Raw genomic sequence first — 17,895 nt, 5'->3', positions numbered from 1 at the left:
TCACCACGAGAAGCGCAACCCGGCGGTCAGCCGATGGTCGCCGCCGGTCTCGTCGATCGCACCGGCATAGCCGACGCCCAGCGTCACGCCAGGTGCGACATCGGCCTCGACCGCGGCACCGATCCGGCCCGTGGTCCGGCCCTGCGAGACGCCGTCCACCTGGAAGGGGTTCGCCGGATCCCCGGCGAAATGCGCGGTCAGCGTCTGATCCCGATCAAGCAGTTCCTGGCCGATACCCAGGGTGAAGCTCGGCCGGATCACGGTCTCACCCTTCGCCGCATCGCCATAGGCCGTGGAGAAACGCACCCCGGCAAAGGCCTCCAGGCCTTCGACCGTGCCGCCCTGGACGACCAGCGCCGCGGCGCCGGCACCGGTTTCGGTGACGTCGTCGCTCTTCTGCCGGTCATAGATCAGGCGCAGCATCGGGGTGACGGTCCAGCTTGGGGCCCCCGCCGCCGCCTCGGGCGTGCCGGGCTTCGCCCCCGGCACCACAAGATCGGTCGAAACGCCGATGGCGGCAGTCACCTGATCGGTATCGAAGCTGCCCCGGGCCGTGCGGCCGGTACCGGTGATCGACCGGTCGGCATCCGAAGACGACCGGGTATAGGCGACCACCGCATCCAGCGTCACCGGCCCGGCCGGCACCGCACCATAGGCGCCGATATGCCAGCCGGTGGTATCGATGCCGGCATCCCGGCTGCGGGCGGTGGTCCGGCCGTCGGTCACGCCGGCTGCGATGCCGAGGCGCGCCGTCTCCCCCACCGCGAAGTCGATGCCCACCGCCGTGCCGGCGCTCCGCCAGCGCAGATCGCCCGCGTCATCCTCGCCGCTGGTCCGGCCGGTATTGCCGAAACCGGTGATCCAGGCGCCGCGATGACCGGCATGGCCGGCATTTGCCGCGCCATCGATAAAGGCACGGCCTGCCCCACGCAGATAGCGCCAGTGGCCGGCATATTCGGATCCGGCCAGATCGCCGAGGGCCGCGGCCGCATCGGCATCGCCCAGGGCCGCCAGCTCGCTCAACAGCTGGTCGCGATCCCCGGTCGCCGTCAGCCCCTGGGTCTCCAGCACGGTTGCGACATTGCGGGCATTGCGGGTGGTGGCGAGCGCCCGGAAACCGTTCTCGGTATCGACCAGCCTGAGCGAGATCACGTCGCCATCGGCCAACAGACGGCCGACCAGACCGGCCCGATCGGTTTCGACCGTATCGAAGGTGCCGGTGATGCCGTCCGTCGCCGTGATCAGTTCGGTGCTGGCATAGCGGGGCGTGCTGCCGTCGAACGAGGTCAGCGACAGCGTACCGCCCTCGATCGTGGCAGCCCCACCCACCACCAGCCGGTCGGTGACGGTGCCACCGGCACCGTCGGCGGCATATTCCATGGCGAGCGTACCGGTTGCGGTCTGGGTGAAATCGCCGGTGACGGTGATGGTGCCGATCGAATTGCCCGGCGCCACCCGGCCCTCACTGACCAGATCGCCCTCGATCGTGCCATTACCGGAAAGCGTCCCCCCGGTCCCGACCGTCATCTCATCGCCGGTGAAGCGGCCGTCGAGGCGGACCCCCCCCTCGTTCACATCGAAGGCGGCAGCGAGCAGATTGCCCGAGAAGCGCCAGGTGCCGGCCCCCTCCTTCTCGATCAGGCCGAAACCGCTGAGGTCATGGGTGAAGCTGCCGCCGCCTTCGAAGGTGGCGACGCTGTCCTCCCGGTCGCGGGCGGCGTTAAGGTCGTTGGTCTCTCCCGCCAGAACGTCGCCATCGATAACGGCGCCGTCGCGCACCGTCAGCCAGCGCTCGTCGGCATCTTCCGAGAAGGTCAGGGCCCAACCTTCTTCATTGGCGCCAAGCCGTCCGCCGATATCGGCGATATTGACCATACCCGCGTCATAGATCACACCGCCCCGGATCTCACCACGGTTGACCAGTGTCGGGGTGTCGATCGGCAGGGCGTCCGGGTCGATCGAACTGGTGAAGACGATGCCGAGGGCCGCGGAGATCAGACCGCCTGCCTGATTCTCGACGGAAGCCTCACCACCGACCTGGATCGCCAGACGCTCTGCCTCGATCACGCCGGCATTGACCACATCGACCAGACCGTCGGCATCGGAAGAAATGGCGACGCCACCGGTGATCCGGCCGCCGGCCGCATTGGTCAGGGTGCCGTCGCCGATAAGGAACATGGCGGGCGCATGCCGCTCGTCATTCCCGCCCGAGATGGCGCCCGCATTCTGGATGTCGAAACCGCCTTCGACATCGATGGCACTGATCCCACCGGTGATCTCGCCGCCCGCCCGGTTGACGATCGACACATCATCGGCCGTGGCGTAAACGCCATAATCCTCGCCGGTCAGGAAGCCGGCATTGTCGACGTCGAGCGTATCGACCTCGGCATCAATGGCCGTGACGCCGGCGATGCGTGCGCCCGACAGGTTGGCCACCTCGAGCGACGCCCAAGCGGACTCGTCCGAGAGGCCGGCATCGATGCCGTCGGCATCATTGCCCGCGATCAATCCGGCATTGGTCACGACCGCCCCATCGACATCGAGCAGATCGATCACGGCGGAGTCGGGCTTTCCGTCTTCACCGCGCGCACCGGTCCGGATCATCACGCCGCCGGCACGATTGTCGACCACAGCACCATTGCCGTTGAGCCAGAGACCGCCATCGATCAGCCCGGCCTGATTGACGATCATCGCGTCTTCGCCCGAGAGGTCGACGGCGCGGATGCCGCCGGCAATCCGGCCGCCGATATTCTCGAGGACGAAGTCGTCGCCCATACTGGTCACGGCCACACCGGCCAGGATCTGTCCCTCATTGCGGACGGTGGCGCCATCACCATCGGCATCGCCCTGATCCACCACCCCGGCTTCCGCGCCCAGAACCAGGCCGCCGGCCGCGTTCACCAGACTGCCGCCCTCCAGCAGAATGGCGGCATAGATCTCGTCCGGGTCGGCCAGAGGATCATCCTCATCGTAGCGGCCGAGCGAAACGATGCTGCCCGAATTGTAGATCGCTCCGTTACCGAAGTTGACGGCCACGTCTTCCGTCGCCCGAATCGCGCCATCATTGATCAGTTCGGCCGAAGCTTCCGGATCAAGAAGCTCGATGCCACCGCCACCCGAGATGACGCCGCCCTCGGCATTATGGATCGCGCCCCCCAGAAGCGAGACGCCGGCTTCGCCCCCGGAAATCGTGCCGGTGTTCTCCAGGAACAGATCACCATCGACAAGAATGCCCGCGACACTGCCACTGATCGTGCCACTGTTCCCGATCTCGGCGGCCCCATCGACCAGAGCCACGATGCCGATGCTGCTGTCCAGATCGCCGATATCGTCGAGACCGTCGGTCGGCTCATCCACCCCCGTAATCCGGCCGCTATTGGAGATCACGACCGATCCGGCCTCGATCAACAGCCCCGTGTTGCCGCTGATCAGCCCCGCATTGTCGACGACGACCTCCACCCCGGCGAGCCTGTTCGGCGCGTTGCCGGCGATGACGCCGGTTTCGCCGTTCTGCAGGCTGAGCACGCCGTCGTCGGCGGCCGCCATGAGGCCGGAGATATAGCCGGCATTGTCGATCGTCGCATTATGTGCAGCGGCGAGGCCGATCCCCTGGAAGCTGCCGGCGATCACCCCGTCGACATCGTTGGTGACGGTCACGTCTTCGCCGGCGGCCCCGAGGCCGGTCAACACGCCGGTGATGACACCGGCATTGCCGATATCGATCGTCCCGCCGAGGACGGACATGCCGCCGTCCTCGTCGCCACCGCCGCCGCCGCGGATCAGCGCGCCGGCGCCGTTGGAAACCGACACCGTATTCGCCTGCAACCGGACCCCGGTGCCGCCCTCGCTGACGATCACCCCGCCATTGCCCAGCAGCACCTCGCCGGCAGTGACCTGCATGGCGGGTCCGTCGGCCGCAACGATGGTGTTCGTATTGGCGATTTCCAGCCCGCCGACGATATCGGCCGCCAGCGCCACGCCGGCACCGCGCGCCTGGATCAGGCCGTCATTGGCAATGGCGGTCGTCAGCTCCCCGGCATCGTCGGCGACGTCACCGATCATCACCGCGCCGGCACCGCTTTCGATCACGCCGGTATTGGCGATCAACCCGCCGCTGCCGACCAGAATGGCGACCCCTTCCGCATCGCCGCCGCCGAAGGTCGGATCGGTGGACGAGATACGCCCGGCATTGGTGAGCGATGCCGTGCCCGCCAGCAGAAGGGCCGGTCCGGCGGCCTCGATGACACCGCCCGCAGCATTGTCGACCACCGCATCGCCTTCGACCGTGATCGCAATGCCCTGTTCGGACCGGATGAGGCCGGCATTGGCGATCAGCGCTTCGCCCACGATCTCGATCGCAGAGCCTTCGGAGACGATCTCCCCGCCGGCCCGGTTGTCGATGGTTGAACCGCCCACCGCCTTGACGGCAACGAAGCCGCCTGAAATCCGGCCGGTATTTTCGAGCGCGAGCCCACCCTCGGTGCCGATGCCGACCACGCCGCCGGTGATCGCCCCGCTGTTGACGACACTGGTGCCGGCCGTCGTGACGCTCGCGATCCCGGCGCCGCTACCCCCTTCGATGGTTCCGGTATTGACGACCCGACCCGCATCGCCCCCAAGAACCAGGGCAGAGACCCCACCCTGAATGACACCGGCATTGTCGACCGTGATCGCCTTGCCGAGCAGCCCATTCTGTTCATAGGCAGCCACAACACCTGTCGCGGCGTTGTCCAGCCAGGTGGACATGCCGCCGTCGACGATCATGCCGTTGATGAAGCCGGCATTCTCGATCGCCGCTTCGTCCGCGGCGGTGAGGGAGACTCCCATCCCGTCGCCGGCGATGATGGCGCCCACCCGGTTGGTCACCACGGTCCTGTCTCCGAGGGCGGCAACGCCCGCGATCATCTGCACATCCTCATCGGCACTGCCGCCAATGATGGCCCCTGCATTGTCGATGATGGTCGTGCCGGCCTGAAGCAGGATACCTTCGGCGCCAGCCGACAGAATGTTCCCGCCCTGACGATTGGAGACCGTCACCCGTCCCGCCACATCGACAATCACCCCTCGACCGGAGCCTTCGGAGCGAATCAGGCCGGCGTTCTCGATGACCGTCTCACGGTCGGCCGGATCCTCATCCCCCAGACCATCCGACACGGCAATGCCGGACCAGCGTCGGTTGAGGATCACGCCGCCCGCAAGATTGTCGACATGGCTGCCACTGCCCACGGCCACCGCACCGTCCGGGACATCGGCGGGCACGACACCGTGGACGGTAACGATCTGCCCGGCATTGACCACATCGGCGGCGCCGGTGGTGAAAACCGCCGTCCCCCAGGTCAGAATCTCGCCCGCGGCAGCATTGGTCAGAGTGGCATCGCCATCGATCAGGAAGCCGGTGCCACCGGCGACCAGGCCCTCGTTGACGACATGGGTGACATCGGCCGTGGCGCTGACGGCCGGAGCCAGGATACCGTCGATCGTGCCCCGGTTTTCGATCCGGATCACGTCACCGGAAAGCACGGCCGCACCGTTGAAGCCGGTGATCCGGCCGCCCGTTTCATTGATCAGGATGGTCTCGGCCGGCCGGTCCGCGCCTTCGCGGGTGCCCGCAATCAGGCCGATTTCGCTGCTCCGCCCTGGCCTGCCAGCCTCGATCGTGCCGGCATTTTCCACCCGCACGATGCCGCGGCCCGTGACGAGATTGTCGGTTTCGGCAGTGATCGAGCCGCCAGCGAGATTACGCAGCAGGGCCTGCGCCTCACCGTCGATCATCACGCCGTTCAGCACGCCGCCATTGACGACCTCTGCCGTATCGGCCGCCTCGACCGTGACCCCGGCCTCGCGCCCCAATACCATGCCGCCGGCCTCGTTCCGCACGGTTGCGGTGTCGGCCTGAATGGCAATGCCGCCCGCCACGGGCTGGGCGCTGTTGGCACCGCCGGCAATGGTGCCCGCATTCGTCACCTCGACCGCACCGCCGGTGATGCCGAGGCCGATGGCGTCGCCGATGATCGCCCCGTTTGCACCATTGGCGAGGACCACGTTGCCGGCATCGATCAGGGCGCCATCGGTCCCGCTGCTCTGGATCGTGCCGTCATTGCCCACCACCGCCTCGGCGGCCTGAACAGCCAGAGCCGGCCCAGCGGCGAAGATCGCACCCGACGTCTGATTGTCGAGGGCAAAGAGGCCCCGTCCCCCGGCCACCAGGCCGGCACCTGCCTGGCCGGTGATCACGCCGGCATTCTCGACCCCAAGGCCCGCGGTACCGTCCGGGTCGGCCATCTGCACGCCGGCAGCACCGGTGATCCGGCCATCGCTGCCGTTGACCAGGGTGCTGCCGACCAGCCCCACGGCCAGCCCCTCCGCGGTAATCTCGCCGCCATTCTCAAGCGTCCAGCCCGCCGTCTCGGACGAGACTGCCGGTGCATCGCCGGTCACCGTCCGGCTGGCCCCCGCGGTGATCTCCACCGTCGTCGGCAGATCCGACAGCTCTTCAAGCCTGAGCGGGGTATCCCCCGAGCCGACCGTAATGGTCTCGGCCAGAACCTCGTCGCGGCTGCCCGCCCCCCAGACCATTACGGTCATGGCGGCACCGGCCATCAGACGCCGCCTCAGATGGCTGAGACGGCGGGACAGGTCGACCTCGTGGCAGAGAGAGCGGGGGTGGCCAGCCATGATGCGCGCATCCTTCGGGCAAAGCGATCCGACGCCGGAGCCGGGCGCTCCGACCGAGCCTCCAACATGTCGGAGCCGCATCGGTGTCGGAAGGCCCACAGATCGACAGGTCAACCCGGGTTTACATCGCCTTAACCTAAAGCCGCGCCCCGAAGCTGACACAGGTTTTCCCGTAGCGACATCAGCCCCGCTCAGGCATGCTGACGGCCATGCACCGAGGATTGGCCTGCGCATGACCACCGACCAACCCCCGAAGCCGCGTCCGGGCCGATCCGCCCGGCCAGCGCCTGGCCTGCTGCGCCGGGTTTTGCGGGCGGTTCGGGCCGTGGTGCTGACAATACTGGCGATCTGGGCGGCAATGCTGGTGGCCTATCGCTGGATCGATCCGCCGGCGACACCGCTGATGCTGATCCGTCTGGTGGACGAGGGGCGGCTGGACTATCGGCCGCGCGACCTGGATCAGATCGCCCGCGCCCTGCCGAATTCGGCGATCGCCGCCGAAGACAATAATTTCTGCAGCCATTTCGCCGTCGACTGGAACGCGGTCGGCGAGGCGATCGACGAATGGCGCGACGGCCGGCCGCTGCGCGGCGCCAGCACCATCACCATGCAGACCGCGCGCAACCTGTTCCTCTGGCCGGGCGGCGGCTTCCTGCGCAAGGCGCTGGAGGTGCCGCTCGCCTTCGCGATCGAGATCCTCTGGCCGAAATGGCGGATCATCGAGCTTTACGTGAACGTCGCTGAAATGGGGCCGGGCATCTATGGCGCCGAAGCCGCCGCCCAAGCCCATTTCGGCAAGCCCGCCGCGGCGCTGACCGCACGGGAAGCGGCCCTGCTCGCCGCGGTTCTGCCCAATCCGCGCCGCTGGAGCGCCTCGGAGCCCACGCGTTACATCCAGCGCCGGGCGGGGGTCATCACCCGCCGTGTGGGACAGCTGGGGCCGGCGACGGCCTGTGCGGCACCGCCGGCCTGAGCGGCTCCGGGGGGCTCAGCCGAGGCCGTGGTCGCGGAACCAGGCGAGGCAGCGCGCCCAGCCGTCCCTGGCGGCTTCGGGCCGATAGCTCGGCCGATAATCGGCATGGAAGGCATGGGGCGTGTCGGGATAGACGACGATCTCCGACGCCTGCGCCGCCGGTGTGCCAGCCGCGGCGAGTGCCGCGCGCATCTGCTCCACCGTCGCAACCGGAATGCCGCTGTCGGCCCCGCCATAGAGGCCCAGCACCGGCCCCGCCAGATCGGCGGCCACTTCAACGGGCTGGCGCGGCGTGATCTCGTTCGACGGCCCGACCAGCCGCCCATACCAGGCGACGCCTGCCTTCACCTTCGGATTATGGGCGGTATAAAGCCAGGTCGTGCGCCCGCCCCAGCAGAAGCCGGTGATGCCCAGCCGCTCCGGATCGCCGCCGCGTTCGGCTGCGGCATGAGCGGCGATGGCGTCCAGATCGGCCATCACCTGGGCATCCGGCGTTTTCGAGACCACGGTCGAGATGATGGTCTGCACGTCGGGCAGCGTGGTGACGTCCCCCTGACGCACGAAGGGATCGAAGGCGATTGCCAGAAAGCCCTCATGCGCGAAACGCCGGCAGACATCGGCGATGTGCTCGTGCAGGCCGAAGATTTCGGGCGCGACCAGGATGGTGGCAAGCCTTTCGCCCCCTGCCGGCCGAGCGAAATAGCAGGGCACGTCGAAGCCCGAGACCGGCAGGGTGAAGGCGCCCGCCTCCAGCCCCGCGGCATCGGTCGTGATCCGCGTCTCCGCCCGCACGGGCCTGGCGGCCAGCGCAAACCCCACCGCCAGCGAGCCGAGGGTAAAGCCGCGGCGGGTGACGTCCACAGGCGGCACGAGGCTCGCCAGGTCAGATGAATGATTGGTCATTTTTCTGGATCTCCGGCAAGGGGCGCGGTGGACGTCACCACCGCTTCCTTCGCCAGATGGCCTGATATCCCCTCGTCGACCAGCGTCTTACGCGAAACGCTGCATCCACGGGAATGCACCAATCCGCATTGACGACCTAGTCGAGCAGATCCGGCTGTTCCTTGACGATCCGGGCATAGAGCGGCTGGAACTGGAACCAGCCGGCCTGGGCGGTGCCGGTGACTGAATAGGCCTGGGCGGCCGACGCATCGGAGATGACCTTGGGCGTGCCTGCCGCCTCTGCCATCAGCTGGACCTGGCAGCAGCGCTCCATCGCCACATACCACCAGACCGCCTCGTCAACTGAGGCGCCGACCGTCAGCAGGCCGTGGTTCTGCAGAATCGCGGCCTTGTTGTTGCCCAAGGCCCGCGCGATCCGGTCGCCCTCGTCCAGTTCGACCACCACGCCGCCGAAATCGTCATAGACGGCATGGTCGTTCCAGAAGGCACAAGAATCCTGGGTGATCGGCTGAAGCGGCCGTCCCAGCGTCGACCAGGCGCGGCCATAGACCCCGTGGCTGTGGGCCGCGGCCATCACATCCGGGCGGGCCTTGTGGATGCGGGAATGGATGGCGAAGGCGGCGGCATTGCAGATCGCATCGCCGTCGACCACCTGCCCCTCTTCATCGACCCGGATCAGGTTGGAGACCTTGATCTGGCTGAAATGCACGCCGAAGGGGTTGGTCCAGAAAGTGGTCGGATGTTCGGGATCGCGCACGGTGATATGTCCGGCGACGCCTTCATCCAGGCCGAAGCGCGAGAAGATGCGGAAACCCGCGGCAAGGCGCTGCTTGGCGTGGAGCCTGGCCTCTTCCACCCGCTCGAAGCGGGGCGGGCGGGGCAGGTTGCCGTAGCGGGCCGCGGCGGCGCTCATCGGCCCCGGATCGGTCGCAGGGCGCCTGGCCGCGGGATCGGCGGCCGGGGTGGGATGCTGGGCGGTCATGGCGTCAGTCCTCCATCGCCTTCTTGTAGACCGACTGCTTCGGGGCGGCGAACACCCGTCGCAGCATCGGCTCGAAGGCCTCGAGCGGCATGCATGCGGCATCGGCATCGAAGGCCGGCGCATCGTATTTCTCGCAGAAGGCCGCCGTGCGGTCGAAATTCGGATGCCCCCGGAACTGTTCCCGGATGTCGCGGTCCAGCCCGATATGGTGGAAGAAATAATAGCCCTGGAACAGGCCGTGCTTCTCCACCATCCAGTGATGCTCCGGCTCGACGAAGGGCTTCACGATCGCGGCCGCGATATCCGGATGATTATAGCTGCCGAGCGTGTCACCGATGTCGTGGAGCAGGGCGCAGACCACGTATTCCTCGCTCTCGCCGGCCTGGTGGGCCAGCGTCGCGGTCAGCAGCGAATGATGCAGCCGGTCGATCGGGAATCCGCCGAAATCACCGTCGAGCAGTTTCAGGTGATCCAGAATCCGGTCGGGCAGCGCCCGGGCATAGCCGCGGAAACTGCCGGCGATCTTCGCCCAATCCTCGGCGGTGCCCTCCTGCATGCGGCGAAAGCCGGCGCGGGCCTCGGCATCGGGCGGCGTGATGGCGTTCATGTGACGGCTCGTCCTCCCTTGGATCCTTCGACGGAGCGGTTGTCGCCCCTTGCCCGGACGGTGGTTCCGGGACAAACATGCTAGGATCATGTAATGCCTGTCGTCTGTCGGCCCTGCGACAGTCCACGCAACCATCCCGCCGCATCTTTGCACCCCCCTCTTCCCCGAGACCCCGCACCGCCCGATGACCATCCCCTTCGCCGACCAGAGCGGCTTTCTTTCCTCGTCCCTGCCCGAGGACACGGTGCGGCGCCTGACCGAGGCAGGCAGCCGGCGCCGGGTGCCGGATGGCGGGCTGATCCATGCCAAGGGCGACGAGGCCGATGCCCTGTTCGGCGTGATCTCAGGTGCGGTGCGCATCGCCTCCGCCGGCGATGACGGTCGTGAACTGGTGCTGGCCGTGCTGGAGCCCGGCGCCTGGTTCGGCGAAATCGCCCTCATCGACGGCGGCCGGCGCACCCATGATGCGGTGGCGCTGGGCGAAAGCGAGCTGATCGTGGTGCCGAAAACCGCTTTCGTGCGCCTGCTGGCGGAGCATCCGCCGCTGTCGGCTCATCTTCTGGTCCTGCTCTGCCGCCGGCTGCGCATGACCTTCTCGGCCCTTGAAGACGAGGCCTTCCTGCCGCTCGATCGCCGGCTCGCCAAGCGCCTGCTGGCGCTGGCCGATGCCTATGGAGAGGTCGAAGGCACCGCCACACGGATCGCCCTGCATCTGCCGCAGGAGGAATTGGGTCACATGCTCGGCACGTCACGCCAGACCGTCAATCGCCTGCTCGGCGCCTGGGCCCGCGACGGGCTGATCGCCCGCGCCTATGGCCGGGTGACGATCACCGACCGCGCCGCCCTCGACCGGATCGCCCGCGGATGACGGCGGGCGGCGAGGAGCGTCTGCCCCTGCGGATCTGCGTCATCGGCGACAGCTTCGTCGCGGGTGCGGGCGACAGCACCTGCCTGGGCTGGGCAGGCCGGGTGGCGGCAAAGGCCATCGCCCGCGGTGCCGATCTCACCCTCTACAATCTGGGCATCCGCCGCGACACCAGCCGCGACATCGCCGAACGCTGGCTGAGCGAAAGCCGCGCCCGGCTGCCGGAGGGCGTCGACGGCCGGCTGATCTTCGCCTTCGGGGTCAATGACCGCATGGAGGCGACCACACCCTTCGGCACCAGGCTGCCGATGGCCGAAAGCCTCGCCAATGCCGAGGGCATTCTGCGGGTTGCCGGCGCCCGTCGGCCGGTGCTGATGATCGGCCCGCCGCCGATCGCGGAAGACGACGCCAATCTGCGCATTCAGGCATTGAGCGACGCCCTCGGTCCGATCTGCCGGCGCCTGGGCGTGCCCTGGCTGCCAGTTTTCGATGCCCTGGCCGCAGATCCGGTGTGGATGGCAGAGGTCCGGGCGGGAGATGGCGCACATCCGGATGCTGCGGGCTATGAACGCCTCGCCGCCCTGATCGAAGGCTGGCCGGCCTGGCAGGGCTGGACCGGCGGCGCCTGATGGAGCGTTGACCGGTTCAACGCGGCATCTTCGCAATTTCCGCCATCAGCCAGTCACGAAAGGCCGCCACCGCCGGCCGGCGCAGCCCCACCTCGGTCGCCACCAGGTAATAGCCCCAGCCGTCATCGGCTCGGATGTCTGGGAAAAGCTGCACCAGCCTGCCGGCTGCGATCGCATCGGCGGTCAGCGACGGCCGGCCGATGGCGATGCCCTGGCCGGCCTCCGCCGCCTCGATCACGGCGGTCGATTCGCTGAAGACCGGTCCGCCCGGCCCGGCGGCGATCCCCTCCGGCATCGCCACCCCCGCCGCCCGGAACCAGCAGCCCCAATCATCGAGTTCGGCGAAGTGCAGCCGCACCTGATCCAGCAGGCGGGCGGGCGCAAAATCGGTGCGGGTGCGCAGCGCGGCGGCCAAAGCAGGCGCCTCCACCGGGGTGAGGGGTTCGGGACCGAGCGGCAGCACCACCAGACCGCGCCAGTCCCCGCGCCCCCAGCGCAGGGCGATATCGGCCTCGCCGCGGGCGAGGTCGACATGGTGACGCTGGCTGTCGAGGCGCACGGCCAGATCGGGCTGCGCCTTCAGGAACCCGCCGATGCGGGGGGCCAGCCAGAGGCTTGCAAAACTCGGCGCCACGCCGACGGTCAGGATGCCGGGCGCCGTGCGGGCCAGCGCCCGTTCATAGGCATGGGCCATCCCGTCCAGCGCCTGATGGGCGGCATCGGCAAGGTCGGCACCGACGGCGGTCAGGCGGACCCCGCGGGCTTCGCGTTCGAACAGCTTCAGCCCCAGGCGGTCCTCCAGCGTCTTCACCTGCTGGCTGACGGCCCCGGGGGTGAGGCCAAGCTCTCCTGCTGCCGCCGCCATGCCGCCCAGCCGCGCCGCGGCGGTAAAGGCCCGGATCGCGTTCAGCGGCAGGCGCGCAATGGTACGCGCCCGCGCGATCTCGGGCCGAAGCGCCGGATCGGCATGGGCGCCCCCCGGTTCGGGATTGGGATCGCGGAGCGGAGCATCAGCCATGCCCCGATCATGCCGTGGCGGCAAGCACCGGTCCAGCAGCGGCGAACCGGGCTGCGGGTGCTGCACCGGCGGGCAGGCTGCGCAGACGCAACCGGCCAACCCCCAGCAGGGGGCCAAGCTCGGCCTCACGGAATGGCGGCCGCCGGTCGGCAGGCAGATCCAGCTCGACGGTGGCATCCGCCGTGATCTCGCGCCCGCCCGCCACATCGCGCACCAGGGCCCGCAGCCGATCCAGGCGTCGGTTGGCGAGGATGGTTCCCGGCGTCGCCCAGAGCGGATCCACCGACGGCCACAGACGTTCATGAACACTGCCGGCACCGGCACCCCAGCGCGCCAGCCAGGCCTCTTCGGCCATGAAGGGCAGAAGCGGCGCGATCCAGGCGACCAGATGGTTGAAGCTGCGCGCCGCGACCGCCGCAACCGCCCGCCGCCCGGGGGCATCTGCATCCCCCGCCAGCAGACCGGCCCGGAGCCCGGCCCAACCGGCGGTCAACTCGTCGGCGCAGAACCGGGCCAGCCGGGCCAGCATCGCCGGCAGATCGGCCGCCTCCAGATCGTCGCGCAACTCGGCATCGATTTCGACCAGCCGGGCGAGCAGCAGGATCTCGGGCATGTCGAGCCGGTCGGCCGGCGGCAGCAGCCCGGCTGGTGCCACCGCCAGATGATCGAGCAGGCGCCCAAGGGCCGCGCGGATGCCGCGGACCGCCCCGGACGCATCGACAGTGTCACCGGCTGCAAATCGGGCACGGAGCAGGTCTGCGCCGTCCTGGTCCGCACGCGCGGCCCAGCGCCGCCAGTCGGCACCGGCATCACCCGCCGCGGCATCGGCATCCGCCAGCAGGCCGAGGCGCCGTCCGGCCGCATGCGCCGCCCCGGCCGGTGGCGGGGTGTCGAAACCGGCCATGCGCCGGGCCCGCGCCAGCATGTCCCGGCAGAGCGCCGCCTCGACCACGCCAGCCCCCGCCGGCAGAAGCGCGGACATCTCGGGAAGGGCCGCACGCGGGCGCCCGGCGCAGGCGCTACGGGCCCGGCGGTCCAGACGCATCTCCGCCCAGGCATCGACGAGCCGGGCTTCGCGTGCGGGATCAGCTTCGGGAGAAAAGGTCGGATCGTTGGCCGTGAGGTCGGCAGAGAAGGGCGCGGCGGTGGCCTGAAGAAGCAGCTCGGTCATGATCGGGTCCCGTCGGTCGTACCGCCCCGCCGGGCGGTCCCTCCGGTGTGAAACCGGGACCTCGTCTCCGAACGGTCAGGCGGTGCCTGTATCGTCGCTCCGGCGCCCTATGACGACGCCGGTCCCGGCCTCCGCAGAGACCGGGCGGGAAATTCGCGCAATCGATACCGATACCAGGCAGCGGACACGGGCGGCCGGGGAGCGGCGGGCATGCGTGCAGATGCCGGTGATCATGACTGCCCTCCTCTCCTGCGCGTGATGAACCGATGCGGGGAAGCCTGCGCGATGGCGCACCTTCCCGTCAAGAACGATCTGCCGGGGGTTGCCGATCAGCCGGCGCGGATCCGCGCCAGGATCTCGCGCACCACCTGGTCGAGCCGGGTGATGGTGGCCGTCAGCTCTTCGGTGCCGGCCAGCACCGCATCGGCGGCATCTCCGGTCCGGTCCGAGGCCTGCCCCACCTCGGCCGCGCGCACCGACACCCGATCGGTGGCGGTGGCCGCTTCCTGAACATTGCGGGCGATTTCCGCAGTGGCGGCCCCCTGCTCGTCGATCGCCGAGGCGATGGTGAGCGCGATCTCGTGCATCTCGCGGATGCTGACCGTCACCCGGTCGATCGCGGTGCCCATATCGGCGGCAGCGCCCTGGATCTCTCCCAGGCGGCCCGAGATGTCGGCGGTCGCCCGCGCGGTCTGGTCGGCCAACGCCTTCACCTCGGCCGCCACCACCGCGAAGCCCTTGCCGGCCTCGCCGGCCCGCGCCGCCTCGATGGTGGCGTTCAGGGCCAGAAGATTGGTCTGGCCGGCGATGTCGCCGATCAGCGACACCACCTGGCCGATCACCCGCCCGGTTTCGGCCAGCCGCTTCGCCTGGCTGTCGGCACTGCCCGCCTCTTCGACCGCCCGATCCGCGGCACCGCGGGCACGGCCGACCTGAGAGCCGATCTCGCCGATCGAGGCCGACAATTCTTCCGCCGCGGCAGAGACGGTCTGGACATTGGCGGCGGCGGCTCGGGATTCGGTATCCACCGCCCGCGCGCCATCGATCGAGGTCGCCGACATCTGGCCCATCTCGGCCGAGGTGTCGCGCATCCGTGCCGCCGCCGCGATCAGCTCCTGCAGCATCCGCCCGGCTTCCTGCTCGAAGGCGTCGGCGATGCGCCGGCGCTCGGCCGCAAGCTCCGCCTCATGGGCCGCGCGCCGACGTTCGGCTTCGTGGGCCAGTTGGTCGGCCCGGGCCAGACCGTCGCGGAACACGACCACAGTGCGGGCCATGGCGCCGATCTCGTCGGCTCGGGCGGTTGCCGGTACCTCGACCGCGCGATCGCCCTCGGCCAGCTGATGCATGGTGCCGGTCAGCCGGCGGATCGGTGCGGCGATGGCATGGCCCATCCAGAACAGGGCCATGCCGGCGCCGAGGGCGATCACCACCAGCCCGATCGACAGCCGCCGCTCGACGGCGCGGGCTTCGGCGAACACCGCCGCTTCGGGCACCGTGACCAGCACCGTCCATTTCGCGGCGCCATGGCCCAGATCCACCGGCAGCGCCCGAACCAGGACCGGACCGGCGGGGCCGGCCACATCCGCACCGTCGACTGCCTGCTCCACGGGGCCGCGGGCCGCGGCCTTCAGGATGCCGGCGATCGCCGGGGCCGTCGCCGGCCTGCCGCGCCGCGCGTCATCGGGATGCACCACCCAGAGCCCGTCGGCGGACAACCCCGCCACCTGGCCGCTGCCGAAGGGACGGGCCGATCCGATCCGGCGCTGGAGGTCGTCCAGGCCCAGATCGACGGTGGCGACACCCACCGGCTTGCCCGCCCGCAGGATCGGGGCGGCAGCGGTGGTCATCAGCACATCCCGGCCGGCGACGGGGTAGAGATAGGGTTCGGTCACCAGGCTGCGGCCGGCGCGCATCGGCGCCCCATACCAGGCATCGGCCGCCGCATCCATGATCAGCGGCTCGGTCACCACGCCGCCATCGGCAGTGCGCGACATGTAGGGCACGAACCGGCCGTCGGCGTCGCCGAGCCCGGTGTTGCGGAAATCGGCATCCCGGCCGTCGGGCAGGCCGGGCTGCCAGCCCAGGCCGCCGCCGACCACCCCCGCTTCGGCCGCGACCACCCCGTGCAGTGCCGCCGCCAGGACCGCACGATCGGTGGTGCCGGCCGCCAGCATACCGGTCTGCCCGGCCGCCATGGTCTCGGCCAGCGCAACCGCACGTCCGATCTCTTCGGCCACCACCGCCGCCTGACCGGCTGCGGTTTCCGCCAGAATCCGGTCGGCCGCAAGCCTGGCCGCCTCTTCCTGGGTGTGCAGCACATAGGCGGTCGCCAGCCCGAAGCCGACGATCAGGATACCGCCGCCCAGCACCAGGATGCGCAGGCGCAGGGATCTGAAGATGCCGCGTCCGGCCATGTCGCCCTCCATCGATGTCGTGTGCCCGATCTATCACACCAACCATGACGCGCGGATGACGGTCCGGCTGTGGTTCAGCGGCACTGCCCCTCACCCCCAGAAATCCTGGATGGACCCGCGACCGCAGATGGGCGAGGCTTCAGACGTCCCCCGCCATCGCCGGATACGCGCCCCCATGCCCGACGCCGCCCCCGCTCATACACCGCTCGTCACCCCGCTGCCGGTGCCGGTCATCCGGCCACTCGTCGACGCCGATGGGGAGGGGCTGATCGCGCTGATCGATCTCTGCTGGTCCGCCTATCCGGGCTGCATCCTGGATGTCGACGCCGAACTGCCGGAGCTGCGCCACTATGCCAGCCATGTCGGCGCCCGTGGCGGCGCCGCCTGGGTGGCGGTTGCAGGCGGCGATCCCGCAGCCCCGGCGACGGCGGACACGATCCTGGCCAGTTGTGCCGTGATGGCGGCAGAGGGGGAACCCGCGGGCCATTTCGAGCTGTTCAAGCTCTATGTCTCGCCACGGGCCCGGCGGTCCGGCCTTGCCCGCCGGATGCTGGTGCGGGCGATCGAACACGCCCGCGATGCCGGCGGTCGCCATCTGATGCTGTGGACCGACACCCGCTTCACCGAAGGCCATGCCTTCTACGAGGCGCAGGGCTTCACACGCGGCCCCCTCACCCGCGCGCTTCACGATCTGAGCCGTTCGGTCGAATACCGCTACGATCTGCCGCTCGGATCCGGCGCATGAGCGCGTCTGACCGGACGGAAACCGCCGGGGCCCGGCCGGTCGGCGCGATGCTGCTGGCGGTCTGCCTGCTCTCGACCATGGATGTCGTGGTGAAGCTGCTGGGCGGCGACCATGGCATCGGTCAGATCGTGCTGCTCAAATCCGCGGCCTCTCTGCCCTGGGTCGGGCTCTGGTGGCTGCTCAGGCCCGAGCGGAGTACCTGGCGGCTGGCACGGCCCGGGGCCCATCTGCTGCGCGGCGTGCTGCTCGCGATCGCAGGCTTCGGCTTCTTCACCGCCTTCACCCTGCTGCCGCTGGCAGAGGCCTATGCCATCCTGTTCACCGCCCCGATCGTCACCGTGCTGCTCGCCTGGGCGCTGATGGGCGAACGGCCGGGCAAGGGGGCGGGCATCGCCCTCTCGGCCGGCTTCCTGGGCGTGCTGGTGGTGGCGTCACCGGGGTTGATGGTCCAGGACGGTCAGGGCCATGGCCCGCTGACGGGCTATGTGGCGGCCCTGATCGGGACGGTGGGCTATGCCGGCGTCATCGTGACCACCCGCAAGCTGGCGCCGTCGGAGGGGATCGGGGCGCTGGCGCTGAGCGCCAACCTGGTGGCGGGCACGGTTGCGATCCCGGTGGCGCTGATCGACTGGACGCCGGTCTCGACCACCCAGCTTGCCGGCTATCTGGTCGTGGCCGGGCTGAGCGTCAGCGGAATCGCGCTGATTTCCTGGGCCCTGGCCCGGGTCGAGGTGCAGCGGGTTGCCCCGCTGGAATACACCGCCTTCGCCTGGGCCGTGCTCTATGACTGGGCGATCTGGCGGACGACGCCGGGTCTGGCATCGATCCTGGGGGCGGCGATCATCGTCAGTGCCTGCCTGTGGCTGGAAACCCGCCGCGCCGCCGGGCAAAGGCGGGCGGCGGGGTGATGCCG

The 17,895-nt window shown here is 69.4% G+C and carries 12 protein-coding genes; 5 read left to right on the top strand and 7 right to left on the bottom strand.

Going from position 1 to position 17,895, the window contains the following annotated elements; translation table 11 throughout:
- Window positions 1-6,675: an autotransporter domain-containing protein gene (locus CMO28_RS22000; RefSeq protein ID WP_296717072.1), complete on the bottom strand. Its 6,675-nt coding sequence runs from the start codon at window positions 6,673-6,675 to the stop codon at window positions 1-3.
- A gap of 232 nt (window positions 6,676-6,907) precedes the next feature.
- Between CMO28_RS22000 and mtgA the strand changes: the two genes are divergently transcribed.
- Window positions 6,908-7,648 (top strand): monofunctional biosynthetic peptidoglycan transglycosylase, encoded by a 741-nt coding sequence (mtgA, locus tag CMO28_RS21995; protein WP_296717068.1) that lies wholly within the window; start codon window positions 6,908-6,910, stop codon window positions 7,646-7,648.
- Between the two features lie 15 nt (window positions 7,649-7,663).
- Here the strand turns inward: mtgA and CMO28_RS21990 are convergent, their stop codons facing one another.
- From CMO28_RS21990 to CMO28_RS21980, 3 genes are all read right to left on the bottom strand, one after another.
- Window positions 7,664-8,551 carry a dienelactone hydrolase family protein gene (locus tag CMO28_RS21990; RefSeq protein WP_296717066.1) on the bottom strand — a complete coding sequence of 296 codons (888 nt, stop codon included), beginning with the start codon at window positions 8,549-8,551 and terminating at the stop codon, window positions 7,664-7,666.
- Window positions 8,552-8,687: 136 nt separating this feature from the next.
- Complete coding sequence (locus CMO28_RS21985; RefSeq protein WP_041605220.1) at window positions 8,688-9,464, bottom strand: class II aldolase/adducin family protein; 777 nt, start codon at window positions 9,462-9,464, stop codon at window positions 8,688-8,690.
- 73 nt (window positions 9,465-9,537) lie between these two features.
- Window positions 9,538-10,140: an HD domain-containing protein gene (locus CMO28_RS21980; RefSeq protein ID WP_014743753.1), complete on the bottom strand. Its 603-nt coding sequence runs from the start codon at window positions 10,138-10,140 to the stop codon at window positions 9,538-9,540.
- A 184-nt stretch (window positions 10,141-10,324) separates the two neighbouring features.
- Between CMO28_RS21980 and CMO28_RS21975 the strand changes: the two genes are divergently transcribed.
- Together CMO28_RS21975 and CMO28_RS21970 are read left to right on the top strand one after the other, a co-directional pair.
- On the top strand, window positions 10,325-11,008 hold the full coding sequence (locus CMO28_RS21975; protein WP_296717063.1) for a Crp/Fnr family transcriptional regulator: 684 nt from the start codon (window positions 10,325-10,327) through the stop codon (window positions 11,006-11,008).
- Window positions 11,005-11,634, top strand: coding sequence for a GDSL-type esterase/lipase family protein (locus CMO28_RS21970; protein WP_296717061.1), 630 nt, complete (start codon window positions 11,005-11,007; stop codon window positions 11,632-11,634). Before CMO28_RS21975 ends, CMO28_RS21970 begins: the two co-directional genes overlap by 4 nt.
- A gap of 16 nt (window positions 11,635-11,650) precedes the next feature.
- Here the strand turns inward: CMO28_RS21970 and CMO28_RS21965 are convergent, their stop codons facing one another.
- The 3 genes from CMO28_RS21965 to CMO28_RS21955 all read right to left on the bottom strand — a co-directional run bounded on the left by CMO28_RS21965 (window position 11,651) and on the right by CMO28_RS21955 (window position 16,237).
- Window positions 11,651-12,652, bottom strand: a complete 1,002-nt coding sequence (locus tag CMO28_RS21965) for a LysR substrate-binding domain-containing protein (RefSeq protein ID WP_296717058.1) — start codon at window positions 12,650-12,652, stop codon at window positions 11,651-11,653.
- A 7-nt stretch (window positions 12,653-12,659) separates the two neighbouring features.
- Window positions 12,660-13,823, bottom strand: coding sequence for a class I tRNA ligase family protein (locus CMO28_RS21960; protein ID WP_296717056.1), 1,164 nt, complete (start codon window positions 13,821-13,823; stop codon window positions 12,660-12,662).
- Window positions 13,824-14,152: 329 nt separating this feature from the next.
- Window positions 14,153-16,237: a methyl-accepting chemotaxis protein gene (locus tag CMO28_RS21955; RefSeq protein WP_296717053.1), complete on the bottom strand. Its 2,085-nt coding sequence runs from the start codon at window positions 16,235-16,237 to the stop codon at window positions 14,153-14,155.
- Window positions 16,238-16,412: 175 nt separating this feature from the next.
- Here CMO28_RS21955 and CMO28_RS21950 point away from each other — a divergent pair, with 175 nt between their 5' ends.
- Together CMO28_RS21950 and CMO28_RS21945 are read left to right on the top strand one after the other, a co-directional pair.
- Window positions 16,413-16,982: a GNAT family N-acetyltransferase gene (locus CMO28_RS21950; RefSeq protein WP_296717050.1), complete on the top strand. Its 570-nt coding sequence runs from the start codon at window positions 16,413-16,415 to the stop codon at window positions 16,980-16,982.
- Window positions 16,979-17,890, top strand: a complete 912-nt coding sequence (locus CMO28_RS21945; protein ID WP_296717048.1) for a DMT family transporter — start codon at window positions 16,979-16,981, stop codon at window positions 17,888-17,890. The genes CMO28_RS21950 and CMO28_RS21945 overlap by 4 nt, the downstream gene beginning before the upstream one ends.
- The last annotated feature ends 5 nt before the right edge of the window (window positions 17,891-17,895 follow it).

It is taken from the genome of Tistrella sp. (assembly GCF_002684955.1).
Taxonomy (GTDB): Bacteria; Pseudomonadota; Alphaproteobacteria; order Tistrellales; family Tistrellaceae; genus Tistrella; species Tistrella mobilis.
This window is presented reverse-complemented; position numbering and strand designations above follow the sequence as displayed.